This window comes from Clostridium nigeriense (genome assembly GCF_900086595.1).
In the GTDB taxonomy this organism is placed as follows: domain Bacteria; phylum Bacillota; class Clostridia; order Clostridiales; family Clostridiaceae; genus Clostridium; species Clostridium nigeriense.
In genome coordinates this window covers 2401967-2428610 of record NZ_LT575472.1, presented here as the reverse complement: position 1 = coordinate 2428610, position 26644 = coordinate 2401967, and the positions used below count along the sequence as shown (strand labels likewise).

Below are 26644 nucleotides of genomic sequence, written 5' to 3'. Positions count from 1 at the left end.
ATCAATATATGATTTATAATTTAAATACAGAACAAATGTTCTATGAGAGAGGAAGGTGCTATATGGGAAATATAGATATGGATAAGCTAAAAGCTATAGAAAATGCAATGAGTCAAATTGAAAAACAATTTGGAAAAGGTGCAGTTATGAAACTTGGCGAAAATAGTTCATTAAATATAGAAGCCATTTCTACTGGATGCCTTGATTTAGATATAGCTTTAGGTGTAGGGGGAGTCCCTAGAGGAAGAATAATAGAAATATATGGTCCAGAAAGTTCTGGTAAAACAACTGTTGCATTGCATATTGCAGCAGAAGCTCAAAAAAGAGGTGGAGCAGTTGCTTTTATAGATGCGGAACATGCTCTTGACCCAAGTTATGCTAAGAATTTAGGTGTTGACACAGAAAATCTTATAGTTTCTCAACCGGATACAGGGGAGCAAGGACTTGAAATTGCAGAAGCTTTAGTTCGTTCAGGAGCTATAGACGTTATAGTAGTTGACTCAGTTGCGGCTTTAGTACCAAGAGCTGAAATAGATGGTGAAATGGGAGATTCTCACGTTGGTCTTCAAGCAAGACTTATGTCACAAGCTTTAAGAAAGTTAACGGGAACAATACAAAAGACTGGATGCGTTGCTATATTTATTAACCAATTAAGAGAAAAAGTTGGAGTTATGTTTGGTAATCCAGAAACTACAACCGGTGGTAGAGCGTTAAAGTTCTATTCAACAATAAGACTTGATGTTAGAAGAATAGATTCTATTAAACAAGGTGAAAATATAGTAGGAAACAGAACGAGAGTTAAGGTAATGAAAAATAAGGTAGCTCCTCCATTCAAACAAGCAGAATTTGATATAATGTATAACGAAGGTATATCAAAAACTGGAAATATAGTAGATGTAGGAGTTAAAGAAGGAATAGTTCAAAAAAGTGGTGCATGGTTCTCTTATGGAGATATAAGATTAGGTCAAGGTAGAGAAAATGCTAAGCAGTACTTAAAAGATAATCCTGAAATTTCTTTAGAAATAGAAAATAAGATAAGAAGCAAGTATGAGTTACCTATAATGCAAGAAGTGGTTGTTACTACAGATAAGGATAGTAAAAAAGAGTAATAAATTTATAATTACTTGAATATAATTAGATAAATATGCTAATAATATAATCGATAGTATAATTTTATTATACTATCGATTTTTTAGTATATAAAAAATATAAATAATTCTATAAAAAAATGCTATAAACTGTCTTATTGTATTATATAAGTAACTTGACATAATTTTAATTTTAATATAAAATAATAACAAATACTGGTTTTATCATATTTCAAATATCAGTTAGGTTAAATATGATACCTCTACATTTTCATTTAAGCATAATTGTTTATATGAATGGAGGAGGTGTTGTTATGGATAAGATTCTTATTGCAATAATAGTTGATGCTGTAATATTAGTCATATCTGGCTTATTACTTTATAAAGCTATAAAAAGCGCTTCTAAAAATAAAATAGAAGGCTTAGAAAGAGAAGCTGAAACCCTTTTAGAAAATGCTAAAAGAGAAGCGGAGGCTACTAAGAAAGAGTCAATTTTAGAAGCTAAGGAAGAAGTTCATAAACTTAGAAATGATTTAGAAAGAGATTCAAGAGAAAGAAGAAATGAAATTCAAAGGCTTGAAAGAAGAATAATTCAAAGAGAGGAATCTTTGGATAAGAAAGCAGATCTTTTAGAAAAGAAAGAAGAAGCTCTAAATAAAAAATTACAAGAAATCGATGAAATGGAAGCAAGTGTACAGGAACTTCATACTAAAAGAAGGGAAGAACTTGAGAGAGTTGCGTCTTTATCTACTGATGAAGCAAGAGAAATTCTTTTAGAAGAAGTTAGAAGAGAAATTACTCATGAAACTGCTATAATGATCAAAGATATAGAATCTAGAGCCAAAGAAGAAGCTGATAAAAAGGCAAGAGAAATTATAACAACTGCCATTCAAAGATGTGCAGCTGATCATGTATCAGAGTCAACAGTACATGTTGTTGCCCTTCCTAATGATGAAATGAAGGGAAGAATCATAGGTAGAGAAGGTAGAAATATCAGAACTCTTGAAACATTAACAGGAGTAGATTTAATAATAGATGATACTCCGGAAGCTGTTATTTTATCAAGTTTTGATCCAGTAAGGAGAGAAATTGCTAAAATAGCCTTAGAAAAGTTAATTGTAGATGGTAGAATTCATCCAGCTAGAATCGAGGAAATGGTAGAAAGAGCTACTAAGGATGTCGAAAATGACATTAAAGAAGAAGGAGAACAAGCAACTTTAGAAACTGGAGTTCATGGTGTTCATCCTGAAATTATAAAATTACTTGGTAGACTAAAGTATAGAACTAGTTATGGACAAAATGTGTTAAAACATTCCATCGAAGTTTCATATTTAGCTGGTGTTATGGCTGCTGAATTAGGTTTAGATGTAAATTTAGCTAAGAGAGCAGGATTATTACATGATATTGGTAAAGTAGCAACACAAGAAGAAGAAGGTCGCCACGCTGTTATAGGTGGAGACTTGGCTAAAAAATATGGAGAATCACCAGTGGTAGCAAATGCAATAGCCGCTCATCATGGAGATGTTGAGATGTTAACACTAGAAGCTGTATTAGTTCAAGCAGCTGATGCAATATCAGCAGCGAGACCAGGTGCTAGAAGAGAAACTTTAGAAGCTTACATTAAGAGATTAGAAAAACTTGAAGAAATTGCAAATTCTTATGAAGGTGTAGAAAAGTCATATGCGATTCAGGCTGGTAGAGAGATTAGAATTATGGTTAAACCAGATCAGTTAGATGACGCTGGATCTGTAGAGCTAGCTAGAAGTTTAGCTAAAAATATAGAAGAACAATTAGAATATCCAGGTCAAATTAAAATTAATGTTATAAGAGAAACAAGAGCAGTAGATTATGCTAAATAATATAAGGTACATTTTGTTTAATACAAAATGTACCTTATTTTTATTTTAAAAAGAATAAATAAAATATTTATAAAAAATATCAAAAATTTTGAAAATAAAGAAGGATTTTAAATATAGATATAGAATATATATATAGCAAGAGTAAATTCTTGAATAATTGTAAACGATTTTTATCTAGGAGGTAAAGACAAAGTGGAAGTATTAAAAGTTTCAACAAAATCAAATCCTAATTCTGTGGCAGGTGCATTAGCTGCCATTATTAAAGAAAAGAATATAGTAGAAATTCAAGCAGTAGGAGCAGGTGCTATAAACCAAGCAGTAAAAGCAATTGCTATAGCAAGAGGCTTCGTTGCCCCTAGCGGAAAAGATATTGTTTGTGTTCCAGCATTCACTGATATTGAAATTGATGGTGAAGAAAGAACAGCAATAAAACTAATCGTTCAACCAAGATAATATTTTATAAGGAATTATTTAGTGGATTTTATTTAGGGGAGATAAAAAAGGACTACATTTCGTAGTTCTTTTTTAGTATTACTTAAATTAGCACTTTATAAGCCTTGAATTTTTTTGAATTTCCATATATAATGAAATAGTTAAATAGATAACTATTTTAAATTTAAAGTAAAGAGGTGTGTTTAATGGTATCTAAAGAAGTTGTAGTAAACAACGGAACTGGTTTACATGCAAGACCAGCGACTTTATTAGTTAAGAAAGCTTCATCTTTCAAGTCAGATGTAAGCATAGAATTCAATGGAAAGAAAGCAAACGTTAAGAGCTTAATAGGAGTTCTTTCTTTAGGAGTAACTAAGGGAGCAACTATAACTGTTTTAGCAAGCGGAGATGACGAAGCTTTAGCAGTAGAAGAAATAGCTAACTTAATAGCTAACTTAGAAGACTAATAAAAAAGTGCCTTAGGGCACTTTTTTTACTTTAATAGGAGCTGTATATCTACAGCTCCATAATTTTTTATGTAGTTAGTTATTAAATTTGAAAGGATTGCATTTATAAATTAGAACTATAAGATCTATGGCTGCTGCAAATATTATAATGTATATTAATCTTTGTAATAGTACTGAACCAGCTGTAAATAAACTTACGATATTTATACTTAATAATCCAATAAGTCCCCAGTTAATTGCACCTATTATTACTAATAAAAAAGATATTTTATCTAAAAGGCTTATTTTACACATTATTTATCCCCCTTTATAAACTATTACAGTATAGTATATTATAGAAATATAAAAATATAACTTGAAAATAACTTAAAAAAGCTGAAAGTTAATTTAAAATATGATATAATACGAATGATGTATTTAAAAAAGAAAAATTTATTCGGAGGTTTTCAAAGGATGAGAGATTTATATAATTCACCATTAAATTCAAGATATGCATCAAAGGAAATGAGCTACATATTTTCGGATAATATGAAATTTTCAACTTGGAGAAAATTATGGGTAGCTTTAGCTGAAGGAGAAAAAGAATTAGGTTTAAATATTACAGAAGAGCAAATAGAAGAATTAAAATCTAATATATATAATATAAATTATGATGAAGCTATAAAAAGAGAAAAAGAAGTTAGACACGATGTTATGAGTCATGTATATGCTTATGGATTACAATGTCCAAATGCTAAAGGAATAATTCATTTAGGAGCTACAAGTTGTTATGTAGGAGATAATACAGATATAATCATTATGAAAGATGCGTTACTTTTAGTTAAAAAGAAATTAGTAACAGTATTAAATCATTTATCAAATTTTGCACTTAAGTATAAAGATATGCCAACTTTAGGATTTACTCATTTTCAACCTGCTCAATTAACGACAGTAGGTAAAAGGGCTACTCTTTGGATGCAAGATTTAGTACTAGATATAGAAAATATAGATTTTCTATTATCTACATTAAAATTAAGAGGTGTTAAAGGAACTACAGGAACTCAAGCTAGTTTTATGACGTTATTTAATAATGATGAAGAAAAGGTAAAAGAATTAGATAAAATAGTGGCTAAAAAAATGGGCTTTGAAAATAGTTATGGTGTGACTGGTCAAACTTATCCACGAAAATTAGACTCCATAGTTTTAAACAGATTATCAGAAGTTGCTCAAAGTGCTTATAAGTTTAGTAATGACTTAAGATTACTTCAAAGTATGAAAGAAATAGAAGAACCTTTTGAAAAAAATCAAATAGGATCTTCAGCTATGGCTTATAAGAGAAATCCTATGAGAAGTGAAAGAATGAGTTCTTTAGCTAGATATGTTATTGTAAATTCTTTAAATCCAGCAATAACAGCAGCAACACAATGGTTTGAAAGGACACTAGATGATTCTGCTAATAAAAGAATTGCAGTGGCAGAAGCATTTTTAGCATTAGACGGTGTTTTAAACTTATATATTAATATTGCTGAAAATATGGTGGTTTATGAAAAAGTTATAAGTGCGCATGTAAATAATGAATTACCATTTATGGCAACAGAAAATATTATGATGGAAGCAGTAAAAAGGGGTGGAGATAGACAAGAATTACACGAAAAAATTAGAGTTCATTCTATGGCTGCTGCTCAGAGGGTAAAAGGTGAAGGTTTAGACAATGATCTTATTACAAGAATAATAAATGATAATAGTTTCATGCTAAATAAAGAAGAAATACTAAATATTATTGATCCTAATAAGTTTGTAGGAAGAGCTCCAAGTCAAGTTGTTGAATTTATAGAAGAATACATAAAGCCAATTATTGAAAAAAATAAGGATGCTTTAGAAATTAAAAGTATAATAAATGTTTAACTTTTTACTTAAAAATATTCCTATGTTTTATTTATAATTATATTTAATTGAATAAAAAAAGAATATATGTCAATAATTAGTTATAGATAGCAAAGGAGGATATTTTATGGAGCTAAATTGTAATGATTTTATTAGTACTTGTATTAGTTGTAATGGAACTGGTAGGATAAGTTGTGACTGTGGTACTGATGAAGGTCCTAATACAAGATGTGTAACTTGTTTAGGAGAAGGAAGTTTTAAATGTCCTGTTTGTGAAGGTGAAGGAAAATTATAATATTTTTATAATAAATCTAAGATAGGTAATAAACCTATCTTTTTTTTATAACAAAAAGAATTTAAAGTAATAGTATAATATTATATTAATAAATGAGGGGTTTAAATGATTAATAATGAAAATCCATTAAAAGAAATTATTATGACTAAAATTTCAAATATAAAAGGTAATTTAGAAGATGAAGTGATTTATTTAATAGGTAAAAAAGATGGAAGTGGAAAAAATGCCCTTTATAAGGAGATGGAAATAATAATATCTGACGGTGATAGTGGAAAGTTAAGTTGCCTTGAATTAAAAGGTTTAGAAGGGTACAATCCTAGAATAATAATTGAAAAATATAAAGTTTAAAATAAAAATCAAATACTTTTTATAATACAACAAAAGGAAGAAGATAAAGGAATAAAAGCAGTAATATATGACTTTAATGAAGATAATTTAATTAATATTTTTAATACAGACTACTATAATAATTATGAATATAAAGTTGTTTATAATGATAATTGTAAAGTTCAAGTGACTAATAGTAAAGAAGAGTTGATATACAATATAGATATAGAAAATAGAGAAAAAAAGTATATTGAAGAGAAGTATGATAAAAATAGAAAGTTAAAAAGAACAATAATTGGAAAGGTATCACCTATATATGATGTTTTATCAATTAGAAATTATGAAAAAGATGTAGTTGATATTTTAATAAAGCAAAAAATAATAGGCGAAAATAATAATGATGTTATTGGAGAATTAATAAATATTTTAAGCTTTGACAAAGATAAGTTTAAAATTATAGAAACAACAGTATCGGTATATAGTGTGAAAAATAATAACTTAAATTTAAGAAACATTGAATTTATAAATAATAAATACGATTTTTCTAAAGTAGATTTTATTGAATCAGAATATAAGTCTAATTATAGATTAGAAAGAGTTATAGAAAAAGAATTTTTACTTATTCCGAAACATGACAAGTTAAGTTATTTATATAATAAAGTTAATTTAAGAAACTTTTCAGAATATGAAATATTAGCATATTTAGAAGGTCCCAAATTTTGTAGTGAAAAGGGTGGAACACTATTAGTTGTAGAAAAAAGAAATGATGATTATATTATAAATTCTGAAATAAGAGGTATTATTCCTCCTATAATTATTTCAGATAATAAGAATAATGGATATAATGATTTGATAGTTAAAATAATGAATAATGAAGATGAAGAGTTTAGAATTTTAAAATATAATGGAAATTCTTATCCTATAAATCCATTAAACGGAGAAAAGTTAAAGAAAGGAATTAAGATATCTGGAATAGCAGTTATATCTGATGATTTATTTTATAAAAAGGGTATTGAATATTAGAAAAAGGTCATGTCCATATTTAATATAGACATGACCTTGAATTATTTTAATTCTATGGAACTCTTTAAATCTACTTTAAAAGCTTCACCTTCAGCTTTTAAAATATGACCTGAAGAATAAGGTTTTCCATCTAAAGTTATAATAACATTATCAACATTGAAATAGCTGCCAAAAGTATTACATATAGCAGTAAGAGTACTTGACTCTGCACCAGCGCCTAAGTTTTGCGCGCTTACAAAATTAGATGAAAAATCAACTGTTATAGTTGAAGTATCTTTATCTACATTAGCTGAGTTTAAAATAATCTCACTAGAAATTGATGGAGATATATCATCATTTGGAGATTTTTTTAATTCATTAACTAAAGCTGTAGCTGTTTTATTATCTTCAATTTTAATTACTTTATTTATGTACACAACTTTATCAGTTACAACATCATAATAATATATTTTAGCATTTGCCTCTTTTACAGATTCTTTGCTTTCATTTTCTTTATTATTATTATTATCATTATCATTTTTATCTTTAGAGGTTGTCTCTTTATCAACTACATTAGTTGAAGTATTAACTTTATTTCCATCGTCTTTTATTTTCTCAGAAGAATCTTTACAAGAAATTAAAGAAAAAGGAATTGATAATGATAATAGTATTGCTAGTATTTTCTTTTTCATTTAAAACGCCTCCAATCTTAATATCTTTAAAATGAAAAATTGTTAATGTAATTATAACATAATTAAGATATTGTTACAAATTTACATAAAATAAAAAATTTAAAGTATTGATTACAGTAATGTTTGAAAAAAATATGTAAATATCATATAATATAAAACATCGGCTTAAACATCATTTATTAAAGTCTAAATACCATAAAGAAAAAGGAGAAAATAAGTAATGCAAAAAACAACTGAAGTAAATAATGAAAGATATTTAGAAATTATGAGAATAATTGAAGAGGTATGTAAAAACAATTTAAATGAAGAATACTTGTTTCTTGCAGAAAACTTATGTAAAGAAATATTTATGCTAGAAGATTCTAACATAAATAAGGGGAAGGCAAACTCATGGGCTTGTGGAATAATTCATGCTTTAGCATTAAAAAATGGATTATTTACAAATAAATCTAATATAGATATTAAGGCTTCTGATTTTTATAAATTATTTAGCGTAAGTAGTAGTACAGGCCTTTCTAAATCTAAAGAAGTTAGAAGTATGATAGATATTGATGAAGATAAATGGTTAATTTCTTTAGATAATGAAGAAATTAAATTAACTGAAGAATTAATTGTTGCTAAAGAGCAAGAAAAAGAGAAAAGTGTAAATTTAGATGAAATTATAATTAAAGAAGATAAGGACTTAATAGAAGCTAATAAAATAGCAAGTGATGCATGGAATCAAAAGAATTTTAATAAAAAGGTTAAGTTAGCAAAAGAAGCATTAGAAATTAGTAATAAATGTGCAGAAGCATATATTATATTATCTTATGATAACTCCTTAAGTAAAGATGAACAAAAGAACTTAGCTAATAAAGCAGTAGAAGTAGCTAAAGAAGTTATAGGAGAAGAAAATATAGATAAGTTTATTGGAAAGTATTTAGATTTAGAAATTACTAAGCCTTATTATAGTGCAAAATATAGACTTGGAAATTTATTATGGAGTATAAATGAGAAAAAAGAAGCCATTAAAGAGTTTAAGGAGTTATTAAGATTGTGCCCTGAAGATAGATTATTAATAAGAGGGGTTTTACTTTCTTGGCTAATTTCAGAAAACCTAGATGAAGAAATAGAGGAAATTTTATCTAAGTATAAAGATGATTATATTTCAGCAACTAAGTTTTCAAAAGCACTTTATTTATTTAAATTAGGTAAATTAGATGAAGCAGAAAGAGCTTTAAGAATTGCTAATGCATCAAATCCTTTTGTTGTTAGTTATATTACTAAGCAAAAAAGAGTTCCTAAGATACAGCCGGAATTTAAGAGTTTAGGCTCGGAAGAAGATGCAATTTACTATATAAAAAATGCAGAAGTTGCTTGGAACTCAGTAGCTGGAGCTAGAAATTGGGTAAAACAAATAAAAAATAATCTTTAATTAAAATAGTGTCTGGCTTTTCCAGACACTATTTTAATTATTATATAAATTTATTAAATTTAGGAGTAATTTTCTATAGCCTTCACAGGAAGATACAGAAGGTGGCATATTATTTTCGTTACGAAGATAAGAAATATTTTCGATTTCATTATTAAAATATAAATTATATAATTTATTATAGTAAGGAATTTTTAATCCATCATATATTTTTTGCGAAATATTATCATTTATAGTAAGATCTTTATTTAATATTTTAAGATATATGAAATAGTATAAAATGGAGAGAGAAGTTTTTTCTACTTGCCTATAATCATATACTTTTATATTGTCATAATCTTTTATAATACTTTCAAAAAAAGTAGAAGTAGAGGAATGTAAAGTTAATATGTCATTATTTAAATAGCTAAGAAGAGAATTTGTATAAAATGATAGATTGTTTAAAAAATTCCATAAGTCATTTACATCAAAGGTATCTATGGTGATATTTTCTGAAATTTCCATATGAAAATCTGTGAGTATTCTTTTGCTTGCATGGGAAACTTCTCCATTGCCACATAATGTATAGTTCCTAACTACATCAAAGGCAATTCTAGTATCTTCTTTAGCACCTATAGCATATTTTCCATCACTATTAAAAAAGTTAATGGTAGACAAAGAAAAATGAATCAATGCAATTAAGGCTAAATAAGAATACTCTATTTTAGTAACTCCAATTGAAAACAGTGCTACAAATATAATAAAATCAAAAATAGGTCCAATAAAGAAGAAAAATCTAATTTTTTTTAATAGAATATTATATTGAAGCTTTGAAGATATTGATATGGAATTAAAATGTATTTTGCTAGTAATAAAATTATCTTTAAATAATAAAATTTTTAATTTTAATTTAGATTTATTTTTTTCTAAATTAAAAGGAATTAAGTAATAATTAGAAGTTTTAAAACCTAAGAATAATGATGAAATATAATGGACTAATTCATGAAAGAATAAAATTAAATATTCAATAATAATTATTTTAAATGCTGTTATTAAATAATTCAAAAAATCATCCTTAAATATTGTTCCTAATAATTAATATACTGTTAATTGATAAAAAAGTGATTATTTTTACGGCATATATTATCTTATTAAAATAATTTTTATGATATAATAAATAAGCAACTTTATAAAGTAAAGGAGAAGTAAATGAATATACAAATATTTGGCAGAAAAAAGTGTTTTGAATCAAAAAAGGCTGAAAGATATTTTAAGGAGAGAAAAATTAATTTTCAATATATAGATATAGATATAAAAGGATTAAGCAAGGGTGAATTGAACTCAGTAAAGAAAAGTATTTCTATAAATAATCTTATTAATGAAAAATCTAAGGAATTTAAAACATTAAATTTAGATAAAATAAGAAGTATTGATATGAAAGAAGAAATTCTACTTAAAAACCCTAAATTATTTAAAGCTCCTATTGTTAGGAATGGAAATTTAGCTACTTTAGGTTACAAAAAAGAAGTTTGGGATAATTGGGAATAGAAATATAGGGTGAAACAAATGATTAAAATTAAAATACAAAAGGGAAAAAATGATAATCCAATTTTTAAAATAAATATAAAGGATAAAGAAATAGATAAATATAAATTTTTAAAAAGAGCATTAATTGAGGGGAGAAGTATTAAAGGAAATTTTAATTATGAAATCCCTCTTAGATATTTAGTTCCAATAGTAAATAATTTAGATAAAGATAGTTTATCTATTGATAGATATAGTAAGTTAGAGTTTTTAGAATTTTATGATGAGTATGAAGAGAAATATTATGCTAGCTTTACAGCCACACCAAGATTTATGAAGTTATGGAGAATGGAAAAGTGTCCTAATATATTTAAAATAAAGATTGACCCTAAAACATTAAATTTGACTAAGGAAATTGCATTTAGAAAAGTACAGATAGAATTTGACTCAATAATATAAAAAGAATCAAAGCCACTAAGCTTTGATTCTTTTTTATAATTAATGAAGGAGATGAATTTATATGGATTAGCCTTTAAAGCTAATAGCTAGTATAATATATGAAAATATAAATATAAGTGTTACATATAAATTATTTTTGTAATTTTACACAATTAAAATAGGGCGTAGTTAGTTATATAATAAGATAGAAAAACAAGATATTATGGAGGTTACTTATGGATAGAATATATAGTTATGGGAGAAGTTTTTTTAAAACAATAAAAGAAGGTAATGAATTAAATTGGGTTATAGGGAATGGAATAGGAGGTTTTTCTAATTCAACTATTACAGGAGGAAGTTCTGTTTTACATCATGGATATTTAGTAGCAGCTTTAAATCCCCCTGTGAATAGGTATTTAATTCTTACAAGAACTCAAGAAGAAATAGAAATAAGTAATAGGAAGTATGATTTAACTTCTCAATCGTATATTAATAAATCGAAAAATGGGCACGAATATTTAGAAAGATTTACTTTCGATTGTATTCCAGAATATAGATATAGAGTTGAGGATGTTTATATAAAAAAGACTATATCTATGGATTATGGATATAATACAGTAGCTATATGCTATGAAATTGAAAATGGTATTGAAGAATCAAACTTTAAAATTACTCCTGTATTTAATTATAGATTAGCAGGAGAAGCTATAGAAAAGTCAAAGTTGAAATTTAATCAAGAAATAAAAGATAATATGCTTACATTGATTCCTAATGAAAATAAGAATATTAAAATTACACTAAAAACTTCAGAAGGTGACTTTTATGATAGAAAGTTAATTCCTACAAATCTAGCTACTCCTAATTATTTATATGAGGATAATAATTACTACCAAATAGAAAATAGAACAGGCTTTTTAGGACTAGATAATCACTATACTCCTTATGACATTAATATTAAAATTAAAGCTAATGAAAATAAGAGGATCTACTTAATATGTACAATAGAAGATGAAATTAGCAAAACAGGATTTCAAATAGAAGAAGAATATAAAAAAAGGACTAATGACTTAGTATTAAGAGCTGGATATAATGATAATTTTGCCAATAACTTAGTTAAAGCAGCAGATCATTTCATTGTAAAAAGAAATAGTACTGGGCTTAAAACAATTTTAGCTGGATATCCATGGTTTACGGATTGGGGAAGAGATACAATGATAGCTTTTGAAGGGTTGGTGCTATGTACGAAAAGGTTCGATGATGCAAGAGAAATATTAGAGTCTTTTTCTAGATATGTAAAAGGTGGATTAATACCTAATTTATTTCCAGATACTAATACAGACCCTTTGTATAACACTGTAGATGCTTCTCTTTGGTATTTTCAAGCTGTCTATAAATATTTAAAGTATACAGAAAGAGAAGAGGACTATAAATTTATTGAGAACAAAATATATGATAAATTAGTTGAAATATTTAAGGCATACTCAACAAGAACAGAATTTTCTATAGGAATGGATACTGATGGATTAATATTTGCTGGATCAGGATTAGATCAAGTAACTTGGATGGATGTAAGAGTGGGGGAAATAGTTGTAACACCTAGACATGGTAAGCCAGTAGAAATTAATGCTCTATGGTATAATGCACTATGTATAATGGAAGAGCTTAGAATTAAACTTAATAAAGAAGATTTAAAGTATAGAGAATTATCTGAAAAAGTTAAAAAAGCTTTTAATAAAAAGTTTTGGAATAATGAAAAACAGTGTTTGTATGATGTAATAGACAAAAAAGATGATAGTATACGTCCAAATCAAATTTGGGCAGTATCACTACCTTTTTCTATTTTACCAAAAGAAAAAGAAAAATTAGTTGTAAGTACAGTGCATAAGCACTTATATTCTACTTATGGATTAAGATCTCTATCCTTCATGGATGAAAATTATAAAGGGAAGTATATAGGAGAACTTATAAATAGAGATTTAGCTTATCATATGGGAACAACTTGGAGCTTTTTAATTGGACCGTTTATTACAGCTTATATAAAAGTTAATGATTTTAGTGAAACTTCAATCATTAGGGCTAAAGGAATGTTATCAGTATTTGAAGATCATTTAAAAGATGGTTGTATAAATGGAATTGCTGAAATTTTTGATGGAGATTTTTCATCTACAAGTAGGGGATGCTATACCCAAGCTTGGGGGGTAGCAGAAGTACTTAGAGTGTTTAAAGAAATATATAGAAAATAAATAATGAAATTATAAGAAAATATGCTATAATAAGTGTGTATAAGAAAGGAATAAAGTAATGAAAAAAATTATTAGTTTTTCTAACAGTATATTTATTATTGCTATAGCTATATTTTTATATGGGATATATAAAATTTATACAATTAGGAAAAATTTACCGATTGGAGCATGTCCAATAGATGATAATAGACCTATATTATATTTATCAATTATATTAATGATACTTTCTATAATAGTATCTTATGTTGAGGATAGAAAATTGAAAAGAATGTAAAAAGTATTAACAAAATATCTCAAAATGATAAAAAATTATTATAATGATATAAATAAGGAATAATTGGCAATTGAAGGGTTTCCATAATCTTTATTTATCATTTTAATATGAGAAATATATTTAATTAATTAAGAATATTTCTATAGATTAAGGAAATAAAGGGGATTTCCAAGATTAAAGAGCTTGTTAAGGTTTTGGCATACTTATTGCTTCAATAAGTAATGAAACTTTAAAGGCTCTTTTTAGTTTTTTAAGATTTAAAACATATAGCTATGTGAAAAAAATTTAATTAAAACGATTACTTATGTGGTATGAAGGAATAGGATTATTATCAAAATGAGAATATTTTTTCGTAGTGATAATAATCATATATTCTCGAGTGATGTATAAGCTTAATCTAATTAACTTACATGAGGGGGAATATATTATTATGTTAGAGGTAGGAAAAAAAGTAAAGAAAAGTACTTCGATTTTTGATGTAGATGGAGTACCAAGCCTAAAAAAGGCTATACCATTATCCGTACAACATTTACTTGCTATGATAGTTGGAAACGTTACTCCAGCTATAATAGTGGCTGGTATTACAGGAATGGACTTAAGTGACAAAACCTTATTAGTTCAATGTTCATTGTTTATGGCAGGTATCGCAACTTTAATGCAATTATATCCAATATGGAAATTAGGATCAGGGCTACCTGTAGTAATGGGAATAAGTTTTGCTTATGTACCAACTTTAACTGCCATAGGTTCGGCTTACGGAATTGAGGCAATTTTTGGCGCTCAATTAATAGGAGGAATTGCGGCAATTTTAGTAGGGGCATTTATTAAGCCGTTACGAAAGTTATTTCCACCATTAGTTGCTGGAACAGTTGTGTTTACTATTGGTTTATCATTATATCCAACAGCAATTAAATATATGGCTGGAGGAGCAGCAGCAAGTGACTTTGGTGCTCCAATTAATTGGGCTATAGCTCTTGTTACTTTAGTTGTTGTTTTATTCTGTAATCATTTTACAAAGGGATATGTAAAATTAGCTTCTATATTAGTAGGTATAATAGCAGGATATGTTTTTTCTATAGCAATCGGAAAGGTAAGTTTTGATGCTATTTCATCAGCAGGATGGATACAAGTTCCAACACCATTACATTATGGAATGAAATTTATACCTTCAGCTATTATTTCTATGGTTATTATTTATATTGTTAATTCTGTTCAAGCTGTTGGAGATTATTCAGCAACAACAGAAGGTGGATTAGGTAGAGAACCTAGGGATACTGAATTATCAGGAGGAATAATGGCAAATGGAGTTTCAAGTATAATTGGTTCATTCTTTGGAGGTTTGCCTACAGCAACCTATAGTCAAAATGTTGGAATAGTTGCTATGACTAAAGTTGTAAGCAAGTATATCATTATGATAGCTGCTGTGTTTATGCTAATAGCAGGATTTATACCAAAGTTTGGTGCTTTAATTACTACAATACCACAAAGTGTATTAGGCGGTGCTACTATAATAGTATTTGCAATGATAACAATGACTGGTATAAAGGTAATTATAAAAGATGAACTTTCTAGTAGAAACACAAGTATAGTTGGGCTTTCTGTTGCCCTTGGAATGGGAGTAACACAAGTTCCAGGAGCATTAGATGCTTTCCCAAGTTGGGTTAATATGGTTTTTGGAAGTTCACCAGTTGTAATAACTACTATAACAGTTATTTTATTAAATTTAATACTGCCTAAAAAAACTATTAAAGATGAAGATAATGAGAGAAGCAAAATAGAAAAATAATAGTAAAAGGCTGTATATAGAAATAATAATTTTATATATAGCCTTTGATTTTTATAGAGTTACAAATAAAATAATAAAAATTTGGAATGTAAAATTATCAAAATGAGAAGTAATCTTAAATTAATAATTGAAGCAAATCCCAATATTAGTTTTATTTTATTGATTACATAAGGGGGAGTCATAGATATGGTAGAGATATGGAAAAGAAATGGTGAAGATAATAGAAATACTTCTGTTTTTGATTTAGATGGGGTACCACCAATTAAAAAGGCAATACCTTTATCATTGCAGCACTTATTAGCAATGATAGTAGGAAATGTAACACCAGCAATAATAGTTGCAGGGGTTACTGGAGTAAGTTCAAGTGATAAAGCTCTTTTAGTACAGTGTTCATTATTTATAGCAGGTATAGCTACATTGTTACAACTATATCCTATATGGAAATTTGGATCAGGTCTGCCTATTGTTATGGGAGTTGGATTTGCATATGTACCAACTTTAACTGCTATAGGTGCAACTTATGGAATAGAAGCTATTTTTGGAGCTCAATTAATAGGGGGAATAGTTGCAGTTTTAGTTGGAATATTTATTAAACCTTTAAGAAAATTATTTCCACCTTTAGTTGCAGGAACTGTTGTTTTTACAATAGGCTTATCATTATATCCAACTGCTATTAAATATATGGCTGGTGGAGTAGGAGCATCTGATTTTGGTTCAATACAAAATTGGATAATAGCCTTTGTAACTTTAGGAGTAGTATTATTTTGTAATCACTTTACAAAAGGATATTTTAAACTTGCATCTATATTAGTAGGGATAATTGTTGGATACGTATTCGCTATAATATTTAATAAAGTTGATTTTAGTGCAATAGCCAATGCTGGTTGGGTACAAGTTCCTAAACCACTACACTTTGGATTAAAGTTTTATCCATCAGCAATATTATCTATTGTTATTATCTATATAGTAGATTCAGTACAAACTGTTGGTCAATATTCAGTTGCTACTGAAGGCGGCTTAAATAGAGAACTTAAGGATTCAGAATTATCTAATGGAATAATAGGAAATGGAATAGTAAATATAATTGGCTCAGTAATGGGGGGATTACCAACATCAACATATGGACAAAATATAGGAATAGTTGCTATGACAAAGGTTGTAAGTAAATTCATAATTGCTTTAGCAGCAGCTTTTATGTTAATAGCAGGATTTATCCCTAAGATTGGAGCTTTAATAACTACAGTACCACAAAGCGTACTTGGTGGAGCAACCATTATAGTATTTGCAACAATTACAATGACAGGTATTAAGCTAATTTTTAAGGATGAATTATCTACTAGAAATATTACTGTTGTTGGATTATCAGTTGCTTTAGGAGTAGGAATAACACAAGTCCCAGGAGCTTTAGATGCTTTTCCAAGCTCAATAAGTATTTTATTTGGAAGTTCACCAGTAGTGATTACTACTATTTCCGTAATATTTTTAAATTTAATATTACCAAAACAAAGTTTAAAAGAAGAAGAAGAAGAAAGACAACAAATAGATAATAAATAGATAAAAAGCTATATAATAATTTAAATTATTATATAGCTTTTTATATTAATGGCATAAAAATTGCTTTTAAAATTAATTGGAGATTAATTTAGCAAAAGAGGTGTTTAAAGATGCCATCTATTTTGAAAGAAATTCAAGGCGCAGTAATGAAATACATAAATATCGTTGAAAAGATATTAAATGTTGATGTAGAAGTTGTGGATGAAAACTTAATTAGAATAGCAGCTACAGGAGCCTATAGAAATAGAATAGATAAGGATATATCAAAACAAGGTTATGCCTATAGGGAAGTACTGAAAACTGGGGAATTCAAGGCTATTACAGAGCCAGGTAAAGATAGTATATGTAGAGACTGTATAAAAAGAGGAAAGTGCGAAGAATTATTTGAAATGAGCACTCCTATAAAATTTCAAGGCAGAATAATAGGTGTTTTAGGATTAGTATGCTTTAATGAAGAACAAAGAGATCAAATTCTTGAAAGGTTTGAAAATTATAGGGCTTTTATAGAGCAAATTGCAGAATTTATAAGCACAGCAGCTTTTGAATATTATCAAAAAAAACGTGATGATATTGTGGTAAAATCATTAAACTTAATAATTGATAAAATGGACCAAGGTGTAATGGTTTTAAATAAGAATAATAAGGTGACCCATATAAATTCTAAGGGTGCTGAAATTATTAAACAAGTAGATAATTTCTTTGCTTTAAGTGTTTCTATTGAACCAACAGGAGACAGTTTGTTTCAAATGGATATATTTAAAGTTTTAATTGGGAATCAAAGCTTTCAGTTTATAGGTAATCTATTTCCTATGGAGCTAAATGATAAACAATTTGATAAAATATTTGTCTTTCGAGATTATAAGGGATTTAGAGATAATATATCAGAATATACAAACATAAAAAACTCTATAAAAACTGATAATATATTAGGAAAAACTCAAATTATGGAGGACTTAAAGGGAAGAGTAAAAAAAATAGCCCTATCATCTTCAACAGTTTTAATTACTGGCGAAAGTGGAACAGGAAAAGAAATATTTGCAAGATCAATACATAACGAAGGGAATAGGAGAGATAAAGCTTTTGTAGCTATAAACTGTGGTGCTATACCAGATACACTTCTTGAAAGTGAATTATTTGGGTACGTAAAAGGTGCATTTACAGGTGCAGATCCTATGGGGAAGATAGGTAAGTTTGAATTAGCTAATAAGGGAACTATTTTTTTAGATGAAATAGGAGACATGCCTATTTATCTTCAAACTAAATTATTAAGAGTACTTCAAGAAAGAAAAATAACAAGAGTAGGCTCTAATAAAGAAATTGATATAGATGTAAGAGTAATTGCAGCAACAAACAAAAATTTAAAGGAATTAATAAAAGAAAACAAATTTAGAGAAGATTTATATTACAGATTAAATGTTATTCCATTTGAAATTCCAGCTTTAAGGGAAAGAATAAAGGATATAGATATTTTAATAGAATTTTTTATTAAAAAATACACTGAGCTTTTAGGTAAAACCTTTAGTTCCATAGAAATAACTGAAGAGGTAATGGATGCTTTCTATAAATACCCTTGGCCGGGTAATGTTAGAGAGTTAGAAAATACAATTGAATTTATTGTTAATATGATTGGAACAGATGGAATTATAGATAAAGAAGTTATTCCTAAAAATATATTAAATAGCGAAGGATATGAAAAGTCAGTAGATAATGATGAAGTAGTTACATTAAAAGAGTTAGAAGAAAGAGAAATAAAAAAAGCATTAAAGATGTATGGAACAACTACTGAAGATAAAAAGAAAATTGCAAAAAAATTAGGGATTGGAATTGCAACCCTTTATAGAAAAATTGATGAATATAATTTATTAAAATAAAGTTAAGGTCAGTATTCTTTGAAAGAATATTGACCTTTTTATTTCAATTACATCAAAATCCTTTATTGATAATATTTGTAAATAAATATAAAATTAGAGTATAGGTAATGGTTAATATTTATTTTGGAGGTGCAATATGGCTTATAAAGTAATAGGAAGCAGTGTGAATAGGCTAGATGCTATTGCAAAGGTTACTGGAAAAGCAAAATATGCTGATGATTATTTTGAAAGAGATATGTTAATTGGAAAAGTTTTAAGAAGTCCCCATGCCCATGCATTAATAAAAAATATAGATACTGGTGAAGCTGAAAATTTAGAGGGCGTAGAAGCTATTATAACTTATAAGAATTTACCAAGTATAAAATTTTCTACTGCAGGTCATCCTTGGTCATTAGATGAAAAACACAGGGATGTAGAAGATAGATTGATTTTAACTAATAAAGCTAGGTTTGTAGGAGATGCTATAGCAGCAGTTATAGCGGAAAATGAAATAATAGCAAATAGGGCCTTAAATTTAATTAAGGTGGAATATGAAATACTACCAAATATAATAAATCCTGAAGATGCATTTAAGGAAGGGGCTCCTGTAATACATGAAGATAGACCTGATAATATTATAAGTGATTTTGGATCAGAATCAGGAAATGTAGTTGAAGACTTTAGGAATGCTGATTTTATTTTTGAAGACGATTTCGAAACTGGTATAGTTCAACATTGTCAAATGGAAAATCATACTGCATATGCGTATGTGGATGCTGAAGGCAGAATAGTTATTGTATCATCAACACAAATTCCTCATATAGCAAGACGAGTTGTAGGTCAAGCTCTTGGGATTCCTTGGGGAAGGGTAAGAGTTATAAAACCTTATATAGGTGGAGGGTTTGGAAATAAACAGGATGTTGTAATTGAACCATTAACTGCAGCTATGTCTCTTGCAGTTAATGGGAGACCTGTAAGATATACATTAACGAGAGAGGAAACTTTCATAGATTCAAGAACAAGACATGCTATGAAGTTTCACTTTAAGACAGCAGTATCTAAGGATGGCAAATTACTTGGAATAGCAATTAATAATTTAGTTAATAATGGAGCTTATGCTTCTCATGGACATTCAGTAACTATGAGTGCTGGAGGAAAATTTAGACCTTTATACGATTTTAATTCAATTAAGTATTCTCCTAGAACAGTGTACACTAATTTACCCGTTGCTGGAGCTATGAGGGGGTATGGAGCACCACAAATGTTTTTTGCTATAGAAAGCCATATTGAAGATATAGCTAGAAATTTAAATATTGATCCAATTGAGTTTAGATTAAAAAATTTAATAAAAGAAGGTTATGTAGAGCCTGTTAGTAAAAATATTGCACGCTCCTTTGCATTGCCAGAATGTATAAATAAGGGAAAAGAACTTATTAAATGGGATGAAAAGAAAGAAAAATATAAAAATCAAAAAGGCAATAAAAGAAAAGGATTGGGAATGGCTTGTTTTAGCTACTTTAGTGGAACTTATCCAGTTTCCCTAGAAGCAGCTGGAGCTAGAATAGTAATGAATCAAGATGGTTCAGTACAATTGCAAATAGGTGCTACAGAAATAGGTCAAGGAAGCGATACAGTTTTTGCTCAGATGGTAGCTGAAACTCTAGGTATAAATATTGATATGGTACATGTAATAAGTACACAAGATACTGATATAACCCCTTTTGATACTGGGTCCTATGCATCAAGACAAAGCTTTGTTTCTGGAGCAGCAGTAAAGAAGGCGGCAGTAGAGGTTAGAGATAAAGTATTAAGCTTTGCTAGTGAAATTTGTGGGATGCCTAAGGAAGCTTTAGATATTGAGGATTGTAATATAATAGAAAAAGATTTAAAAAGAGTTATTTGTACATTGGAAGAAATAGCTATGAACTCTTACTATCATAGGGAGAAGGCTTGCCCTATAACAAGTGATACTTCTGTTAATATTAGAAATAATGCAATAGCTTATGGAGTAACATTTACCGAATTGGAAGTAGATATTAGGACTGGAAAAATAGAGATATTAGAAATATATAATATACATGATTCTGGAATTATTTTGAATCATAGTCTAGCAGAAGGACAAGTACATGGTGGTGTTAGTATGTCTTTAGGTTATGCATTAACAGAACAAATGCTCTTTGATGAAAAAACAGGTAGAGCATTAAATAACAATTTATTAGATTATAAACTTCAAACAATAATGGATACTCCAAAGATTGATGCATATTTTATCGAAAAATTTGAGCCGGCAGCAGGGTTTGGACAAAAATCATTAGGAGAAAATACAACTATTTCTCCAGCTCCTGCAATAAGAAATGCAGTATTAGATGCAACTGGTGTTGCTTTTAATAAGATTCCTATGAATCCACAAGCTGTATTTGAAAAATTTAAGGAAGTTGGATTAATTTAGGAGGAGAAATTTTATGTTTGATATTAAAAATATTTATGAGCCTAATACTATAGATGAAGCTTTAGAAATATTATATAGAGAAAATTCCAAGATAATTGCAGGGGGGACAGATATATTAATTAGTTTACAACATGGTAAATTTTCTGAGGTTACTTTACTAAGTTTAAGAAATATTCAAGAATTAAAAAATATAGTTAAATTGGAAAATGGAAATATTGAAATAGGAGCCATGGCATCTTTTACTGATATATTTAGAAGTGAAGAGATTAATAATAATATACCAGTTCTTGCAGAGGCTGCAGTATCTATGGGAGGACCTCAAATAAGAAATATGGCGACTATAGGAGGCAATGTTTGTAACGGTGCAGTTTCAGCTGATAGTGCTACTACTTTATTTAATTTAAATTCCAAGTTATTAATTAAGTCTAAAGAAAAAGAGAGATTAGTATCAATAAAGGAGTTTTATTTAGGACCGGGTAAAGTAAATATTGATTCAAATGAAGTTTTAGTAAAAATAATAATTAATAAAAAAGATTATGAAAACTATTATGGTAATTATATAAAATTTAGTAATAGAAAAGCCATGGATATTGCAATGCTTGGAGTATCTGTATTAGGGAGCATAAAAGAAGGAAAATTTAATGATTTAAGAATATCACTAGGAGTAGCTGCGCCAGTTCCAATAAGGTGTATAGAAGCTGAAAATTATGCTAGGGGCTTAAAAATTACTATGGAAAATATAGATAAAATTTCAGAAATGGCACTATTAAATGCAAAGCCAAGAAATTCATGGAGAGGCTCAAGAGATTTTAGAATACATTTAATAAAGGAATTAACAAAAAGAGGTATATTAAAAGTCATTGAAAGAGCCGGAGGTAATATATATGAATAGTAATTATATAAAAAAAATTAATTTAATAGTAAATGAAAAACAATATAATTTAGAAGTTGATATTAGAGAAACACTGCTTGAAGTGTTAAGAGAAAGATTGCATTTTACTGGAGTAAAAAGAGGATGTTCTGTTGGAGAATGCGGAGCATGTACAGTTTTAGTAGATGGAGAGCCAATTGATTCATGTATTTATCTGGCGGTATGGGCTAATAATAAAAGAATTACTACTGTGGAAGGGTTGGAAAAAAAAGGACAATTATCTTCTGTTCAAAAGGCTTATATTGAAGAAGGGGCTATTCAATGTGGGTTTTGTACTCCGGGATTAGTTTTAACTACTACATCATTAGTAAATAGCGGGAAAAAATATACTGATGAAGAAATAAAAAGGGAGATATCAGGACATCTTTGTCGTTGTACAGGCTATCAAAAAATATTTAATGCCACTAAAAGGGCCTTGGAGAAAAAATAAAATTTGTCTGGAGGAATTACAATGAGCAAAACTTTATTTATTAAGAAAATAAAAGCTTTAGTAACTTGTGACAATAAAGATAGTTTATTAGAAAATATAAATTTATTTATAGAAGATGGTATAATAAAATACATTGGGGAAGATACTTTTGAGGCTGATGAAGTAATAGATGGTAAGGATATGTATGCTTATCCTGGATTAATAAATAGTCATCATCATCTTTTTCAGACTTTTACAAGAAATCTTCCTCAGGTTCAAAATATGGAATTATTTGATTGGCTTACTACTCTTTATGAAATATGGAAGGGAGTAGTATCGGAATCTGTAAGATATAGTTCACTAGTTGGAATGGGAGAGCTTATAAAGTATGGATGCACAACTTGTTTTGATCATCATTATCTTTTTCCAACAGCTGCCGAAGAAACTTTAATAGATGAACAATTTAACTCTGCAAAAGAATTAGGCATAAGATTTCATGCTTCAAGAGGAAGTATGAATTTAAGTAAAAAGGATGGAGGGTTACCACCGGATTCAGTAGTGCAAAGTATTGATAAAATTTTATATGATTCAGAAAGGGTAATAAAAAAATATCATAATGATAAAGAATTTTCTATGAGTCAAATTGTGTTAGCACCTTGCGCTCCTTTTAATGTTACTGCTGAACTTATGAAAGAAAGTGCAACCTTAGCAAGAAAGTATAATGTTAGATTGCATACACATTTGGCAGAAACTAAAGATGAAGAAAAATATACCATGGAAAGATTTAAAATGAGACCATTAGAGTATATGGATAAGTTAGGTTGGGTAGGTAGTGATGTTTGGTATGCTCATGGCATTCATTTTAATGATGAAGAACTTAAAGTTTTAGCTAAAACTCAAACAGGAGTAGCCCATTGTCCTATATCTAATATGAAATTATCCTCAGGAATTGCGAGAATACCTGAAATGATTAAAATGAATATTCCAGTAGGATTAGCTGTAGATGGTAGTGCAAGTAATGATGGATCTAATTTATTAGAAGAGCTTAGAGTTTGTTATTTGCTGCATAGATTAAATTGGAGTAATAAAGCACCAACAGGATATGATATACTTAAGCTAGCTACTAAGGGTAGTGCTAGAGTACTAGGTAGGAGTGACATTGGAAAAATTGAAGTTGGAAAAGCAGCTGATATATTTATGATAAACTCTAATAGAATAGAATTTATAGGAGCAGAGTATGATCCAAAATCAATACTTGGAACTGTGGGATTAAAGTCACCTGTAGATTATACTATAATCAATGGTAAGGTAGTAGTTAGAAAAGGAAAGCTAATCACAATAGATGAAGAAAAAATTGTATTTGAAAGTAGGAAGGCAGTAGAAAATTTATTTAATAAAATATAAAGGTGAAATATGAATGGAATAATATTAGCTTCTGGTTTTAGTACTAGAATGGGGAAAAATAAATTATTGATGAAAATAAATAATGAAGAAATTATTAGACGCGTAATTAAAGAAGTGAAAAAAAGTAACATTAGCAATATTATTTTAGTTGCAAGAGAAAAAACTATATTAGATATGGGAAAATTAGAAAATATAAAAGTTGTGGAAAATAAGGAAGCACATTTAGGACAAAGTTCTTCAATAAGGCTTGGAATAAATAGTTCTAAGATTGAGGAAGATTTTATGTTCTTTTGTGGAGATCAACCTTTTATAGATTTTAAGTCAATAAATAAACTTATAGAGGTCTCAAAGAAGTCAAATGAGAGTATTATAGTTCCTAGGATGAATGAAAGGACTGGTAGTCCAGTCATTTTTCCTAAAATATATAAAAAAGAATTAAATTTATTAACTGGAGATATTGGTGGAAGAGAGATAATAAAAAATAATAAAGAGAAAGTAATATATGTGGATATAATGAATCCATTATTTTTAGAAGATGTAGATACCAAGGAAGATTATATGAAGTTATCAAAGATATAAAAAAATTACTAAGTAGTTATCATTATGATATATTTTATCATAATGATAACTACTTATGTTGTATTTTATCTGGAAAATGTGAAGTTTTCATTGGCATAGAAAATGCTTCACTTAATAATAAATAAAGGATAAATAGGTGGAGGGGCAGTATGGATTATACAAATATCTTTGATAAGGTTATGAGATGTGCAGAAAAGTACAGAGATGATATGAGTAGCTTTTTAAGAGAAATTATTGCAATACCTTGTGAAAGTTGTTACGAAAAAAATAAGATATTACGAATAAAAGAAGAGATGGAAAAAGTAGGCTTTGATAAGATAGAAATAGATCCTATGGGTAACTTATTAGCTTATTTAGGTAAAGGAAGTCATTTAATTGCTCTTGACGGACATGTAGATACAGTTGGGGTAGGAGATCCTAGTCTTTGGAATTATAATCCTTATGAGGGGGATGAGGATGAAGAAGTAATTTTAGGTAGAGGTGCTAGTGATCAAGGTGGTGGCATAGCTGCTATGATTTATGCTGCAAAAATAATTAAAGAATTAGAATTAGAGGATGATTATACTCTTTTAGTGACATGTACAGTACAAGAAGAAGATTGTGATGGTTTATGCTGGCAGTATATTATTAATGAAGATGAAGTACGACCTGAGTTTGTAGTAATTACGGAGCCAACTTCCTGTAATATATATAGAGGACACAGAGGAAGAATGGAAATTAAAATTAGTACTTCAGGAATTAGTTGCCATGGATCTGCTCCGGAAAGAGGAGATAATGCTATATTTAAAATGGCTTCAATTCTTAACGAACTTAAGGAATTAGATGAGAAGTTATCATATAATGATTTTTTAGGTAAAGGTACATTAACAGTATCTGAAATATTTTATTCATCACCATCGAGATGTGCTGTTGCAGATGGATGTAGTATTTCTGTAGACAGGAGACTTACCTATGATGAAACTTATGAATCAGCTATAGAACAAATAAAGAATCTACCTTCTGTTAAAAAAGCTAATGCTAGAGTTTCTATTTATGATTATGACAAAGTATCATATACAGGTCTTTCCTATAATACAAAATCATATTTTCCTACTTGGGTAATACCTGAGGAACATGATGTATGTCAAACCTTAGTGGAAACATATAGAAATCTTTTTAGAGTTGAGCCTATTGTTGATAAATGGACATTTTCAACTAATGGAGTTTCTATAATGGGTAGATATGGTATACCCTGTATAGGTTTTGGGCCAGGACATGAGGATCAAGCCCATGCTCCAAACGAGAGAACATGGAAAAGTGAAATAGTAAAATCAGCTGCAATGTATGCTTTAATTCCTAAGATGTATTTAAAGAAGATTGAAATTAGGTAAGTGGTAATTATTATTAAATAAATTTAATAAGTGTGTTATATAATGTTGTAATAATTAGTTTAATAATATTATATGGCATACTTTTTTTATTCATAGTAATATATGGCTACCCTTTTATTTGTAGAATTAAATGAAAAATGGTAACATATAGTTAAGACTTTATAAATACTATGGAATAAAAGGTGGTAGCATGGAAGAAAGATTTATTACAGATATTGCTAATAAAATTAGTGATGGAATTATAATTTTAAATGCCGAGGATAAAGTAATTTATGCTAACAATTATGTGAGAAAAGCCTTAAGTGTTGGAAATAATGAAGTTACAAAAATAAAGGTAGATTTAAAAAATAGGGACGATGAAAATAAGATTAGAATTAAGTTCAAAGAAAAGGATTATGATGGAATAGGTGAAGTTTTA

The 26644-nt window shown here is 28.3% G+C and carries 25 protein-coding genes; 22 read left to right on the top strand and 3 right to left on the bottom strand.

The genetic code is table 11. The features are described from left to right. Window positions 1-62: 62 nt before the first annotated feature. The 4 genes from recA (at window position 63) to BN6774_RS11425 (ending at window position 3846) form a co-directional block, all read left to right on the top strand. Window positions 63-1109, top strand: coding sequence for a recombinase RecA (recA, locus tag BN6774_RS11440; RefSeq protein WP_066893740.1), 1047 nt, complete (start codon window positions 63-65; stop codon window positions 1107-1109). Window positions 1110-1402: 293 nt separating this feature from the next. After that, the gene (gene rny / locus BN6774_RS11435; RefSeq protein WP_066893738.1) at window positions 1403-2947 is read left to right on the top strand and encodes a ribonuclease Y; all 1545 of its coding nucleotides are present in this window, start codon (window positions 1403-1405) and stop codon (window positions 2945-2947) included. Window positions 2948-3139: 192 nt separating this feature from the next. Then, window positions 3140-3400 carry a stage V sporulation protein S gene (locus tag BN6774_RS11430; RefSeq protein ID WP_016206312.1) on the top strand — a complete coding sequence of 87 codons (261 nt, stop codon included), beginning with the start codon at window positions 3140-3142 and terminating at the stop codon, window positions 3398-3400. A 185-nt stretch (window positions 3401-3585) separates the two neighbouring features. After that, complete coding sequence (locus BN6774_RS11425; RefSeq protein WP_066893736.1) at window positions 3586-3846, top strand: HPr family phosphocarrier protein; 261 nt, start codon at window positions 3586-3588, stop codon at window positions 3844-3846. A gap of 75 nt (window positions 3847-3921) precedes the next feature. On the opposite strand, the gene BN6774_RS11420 is transcribed toward BN6774_RS11425, so the two are convergent. Continuing rightward, a complete protein-coding gene (locus BN6774_RS11420; protein WP_066893734.1) occupies window positions 3922-4140 on the bottom strand; it encodes a DUF378 domain-containing protein in 219 nt (72 codons plus the stop codon). Between the two features lie 159 nt (window positions 4141-4299). Here BN6774_RS11420 and purB point away from each other — a divergent pair, with 159 nt between their 5' ends. The 4 genes from purB to BN6774_RS11405 all read left to right on the top strand — a co-directional run bounded on the left by purB (window position 4300) and on the right by BN6774_RS11405 (window position 7354). Then, window positions 4300-5730, top strand: a complete 1431-nt coding sequence (gene purB / locus BN6774_RS11415) for an adenylosuccinate lyase (protein WP_066893732.1) — start codon at window positions 4300-4302, stop codon at window positions 5728-5730. Window positions 5731-5836: 106 nt separating this feature from the next. Beyond that, entirely contained in the window at window positions 5837-6004 is a 168-nt protein-coding gene (locus BN6774_RS18525; RefSeq protein WP_159426833.1) for a DnaJ-like cysteine-rich domain-containing protein, read from the top strand. Between the two features lie 105 nt (window positions 6005-6109). Next, window positions 6110-6352 carry a hypothetical protein gene (locus tag BN6774_RS11410; RefSeq protein ID WP_066893729.1) on the top strand — a complete coding sequence of 81 codons (243 nt, stop codon included), beginning with the start codon at window positions 6110-6112 and terminating at the stop codon, window positions 6350-6352. A gap of 165 nt (window positions 6353-6517) precedes the next feature. Next, the gene (locus BN6774_RS11405; RefSeq protein ID WP_066893727.1) at window positions 6518-7354 is read left to right on the top strand and encodes a hypothetical protein; all 837 of its coding nucleotides are present in this window, start codon (window positions 6518-6520) and stop codon (window positions 7352-7354) included. Between the two features lie 41 nt (window positions 7355-7395). Here BN6774_RS11405 and BN6774_RS11400 read toward each other — a convergent pair whose 3' ends face one another. After that, the gene (locus BN6774_RS11400) at window positions 7396-8025 is read right to left on the bottom strand and encodes a GerMN domain-containing protein (protein WP_066893725.1); all 630 of its coding nucleotides are present in this window, start codon (window positions 8023-8025) and stop codon (window positions 7396-7398) included. Window positions 8026-8245: 220 nt separating this feature from the next. On the opposite strand from BN6774_RS11400, the gene BN6774_RS11395 reads away from it, so the two are divergent. Then, a complete protein-coding gene (locus tag BN6774_RS11395; protein WP_066893723.1) occupies window positions 8246-9439 on the top strand; it encodes a DUF6398 domain-containing protein in 1194 nt (397 codons plus the stop codon). Between the two features lie 33 nt (window positions 9440-9472). Here BN6774_RS11395 and BN6774_RS11390 read toward each other — a convergent pair whose 3' ends face one another. Beyond that, window positions 9473-10480, bottom strand: coding sequence for a hypothetical protein (locus BN6774_RS11390; protein ID WP_066893721.1), 1008 nt, complete (start codon window positions 10478-10480; stop codon window positions 9473-9475). 144 nt (window positions 10481-10624) lie between these two features. Between BN6774_RS11390 and BN6774_RS11385 the strand changes: the two genes are divergently transcribed. The 13 genes from BN6774_RS11385 to BN6774_RS11325 all read left to right on the top strand — a co-directional run bounded on the left by BN6774_RS11385 (window position 10625) and on the right by BN6774_RS11325 (window position 26226). After that, entirely contained in the window at window positions 10625-10963 is a 339-nt protein-coding gene (locus BN6774_RS11385; protein ID WP_066893719.1) for an arsenate reductase family protein, read from the top strand. Between the two features lie 18 nt (window positions 10964-10981). Beyond that, a complete protein-coding gene (locus BN6774_RS11380; protein WP_066893717.1) occupies window positions 10982-11398 on the top strand; it encodes a hypothetical protein in 417 nt (138 codons plus the stop codon). 215 nt (window positions 11399-11613) lie between these two features. After that, window positions 11614-13620: an amylo-alpha-1,6-glucosidase gene (locus BN6774_RS11375; RefSeq protein ID WP_066893715.1), complete on the top strand. Its 2007-nt coding sequence runs from the start codon at window positions 11614-11616 to the stop codon at window positions 13618-13620. 58 nt (window positions 13621-13678) lie between these two features. Beyond that, window positions 13679-13894, top strand: a complete 216-nt coding sequence (locus tag BN6774_RS11370; RefSeq protein WP_066893713.1) for a hypothetical protein — start codon at window positions 13679-13681, stop codon at window positions 13892-13894. 430 nt (window positions 13895-14324) lie between these two features. Next, complete coding sequence (locus tag BN6774_RS11365; RefSeq protein WP_066893711.1) at window positions 14325-15680, top strand: uracil-xanthine permease family protein; 1356 nt, start codon at window positions 14325-14327, stop codon at window positions 15678-15680. Between the two features lie 186 nt (window positions 15681-15866). After that, complete coding sequence (locus BN6774_RS11360) at window positions 15867-17234, top strand: uracil-xanthine permease family protein (RefSeq protein ID WP_066893708.1); 1368 nt, start codon at window positions 15867-15869, stop codon at window positions 17232-17234. A gap of 110 nt (window positions 17235-17344) precedes the next feature. Beyond that, window positions 17345-19105, top strand: a complete 1761-nt coding sequence (locus BN6774_RS11355) for a sigma 54-interacting transcriptional regulator (protein WP_066893706.1) — start codon at window positions 17345-17347, stop codon at window positions 19103-19105. 136 nt (window positions 19106-19241) lie between these two features. After that, a complete protein-coding gene (gene xdhA / locus BN6774_RS11350; RefSeq protein ID WP_066893704.1) occupies window positions 19242-21533 on the top strand; it encodes a xanthine dehydrogenase molybdenum-binding subunit XdhA in 2292 nt (763 codons plus the stop codon). A 13-nt stretch (window positions 21534-21546) separates the two neighbouring features. Continuing rightward, window positions 21547-22425 carry a xanthine dehydrogenase FAD-binding subunit XdhB gene (gene xdhB, locus BN6774_RS11345; protein WP_066893702.1) on the top strand — a complete coding sequence of 293 codons (879 nt, stop codon included), beginning with the start codon at window positions 21547-21549 and terminating at the stop codon, window positions 22423-22425. Beyond that, the gene (xdhC, locus tag BN6774_RS11340; RefSeq protein WP_066893700.1) at window positions 22418-22894 is read left to right on the top strand and encodes a xanthine dehydrogenase subunit XdhC; all 477 of its coding nucleotides are present in this window, start codon (window positions 22418-22420) and stop codon (window positions 22892-22894) included. The genes xdhB and xdhC overlap by 8 nt, the downstream gene beginning before the upstream one ends. 21 nt (window positions 22895-22915) lie before the next feature. Beyond that, window positions 22916-24277, top strand: a complete 1362-nt coding sequence (locus BN6774_RS11335) for an 8-oxoguanine deaminase (protein WP_066893698.1) — start codon at window positions 22916-22918, stop codon at window positions 24275-24277. Between the two features lie 9 nt (window positions 24278-24286). Further along, complete coding sequence (mocA, locus tag BN6774_RS11330) at window positions 24287-24856, top strand: molybdenum cofactor cytidylyltransferase (protein ID WP_066893696.1); 570 nt, start codon at window positions 24287-24289, stop codon at window positions 24854-24856. Window positions 24857-25005: 149 nt separating this feature from the next. Beyond that, window positions 25006-26226 carry a YgeY family selenium metabolism-linked hydrolase gene (locus BN6774_RS11325; RefSeq protein WP_066893694.1) on the top strand — a complete coding sequence of 407 codons (1221 nt, stop codon included), beginning with the start codon at window positions 25006-25008 and terminating at the stop codon, window positions 26224-26226. The last annotated feature ends 418 nt before the right edge of the window (window positions 26227-26644 follow it).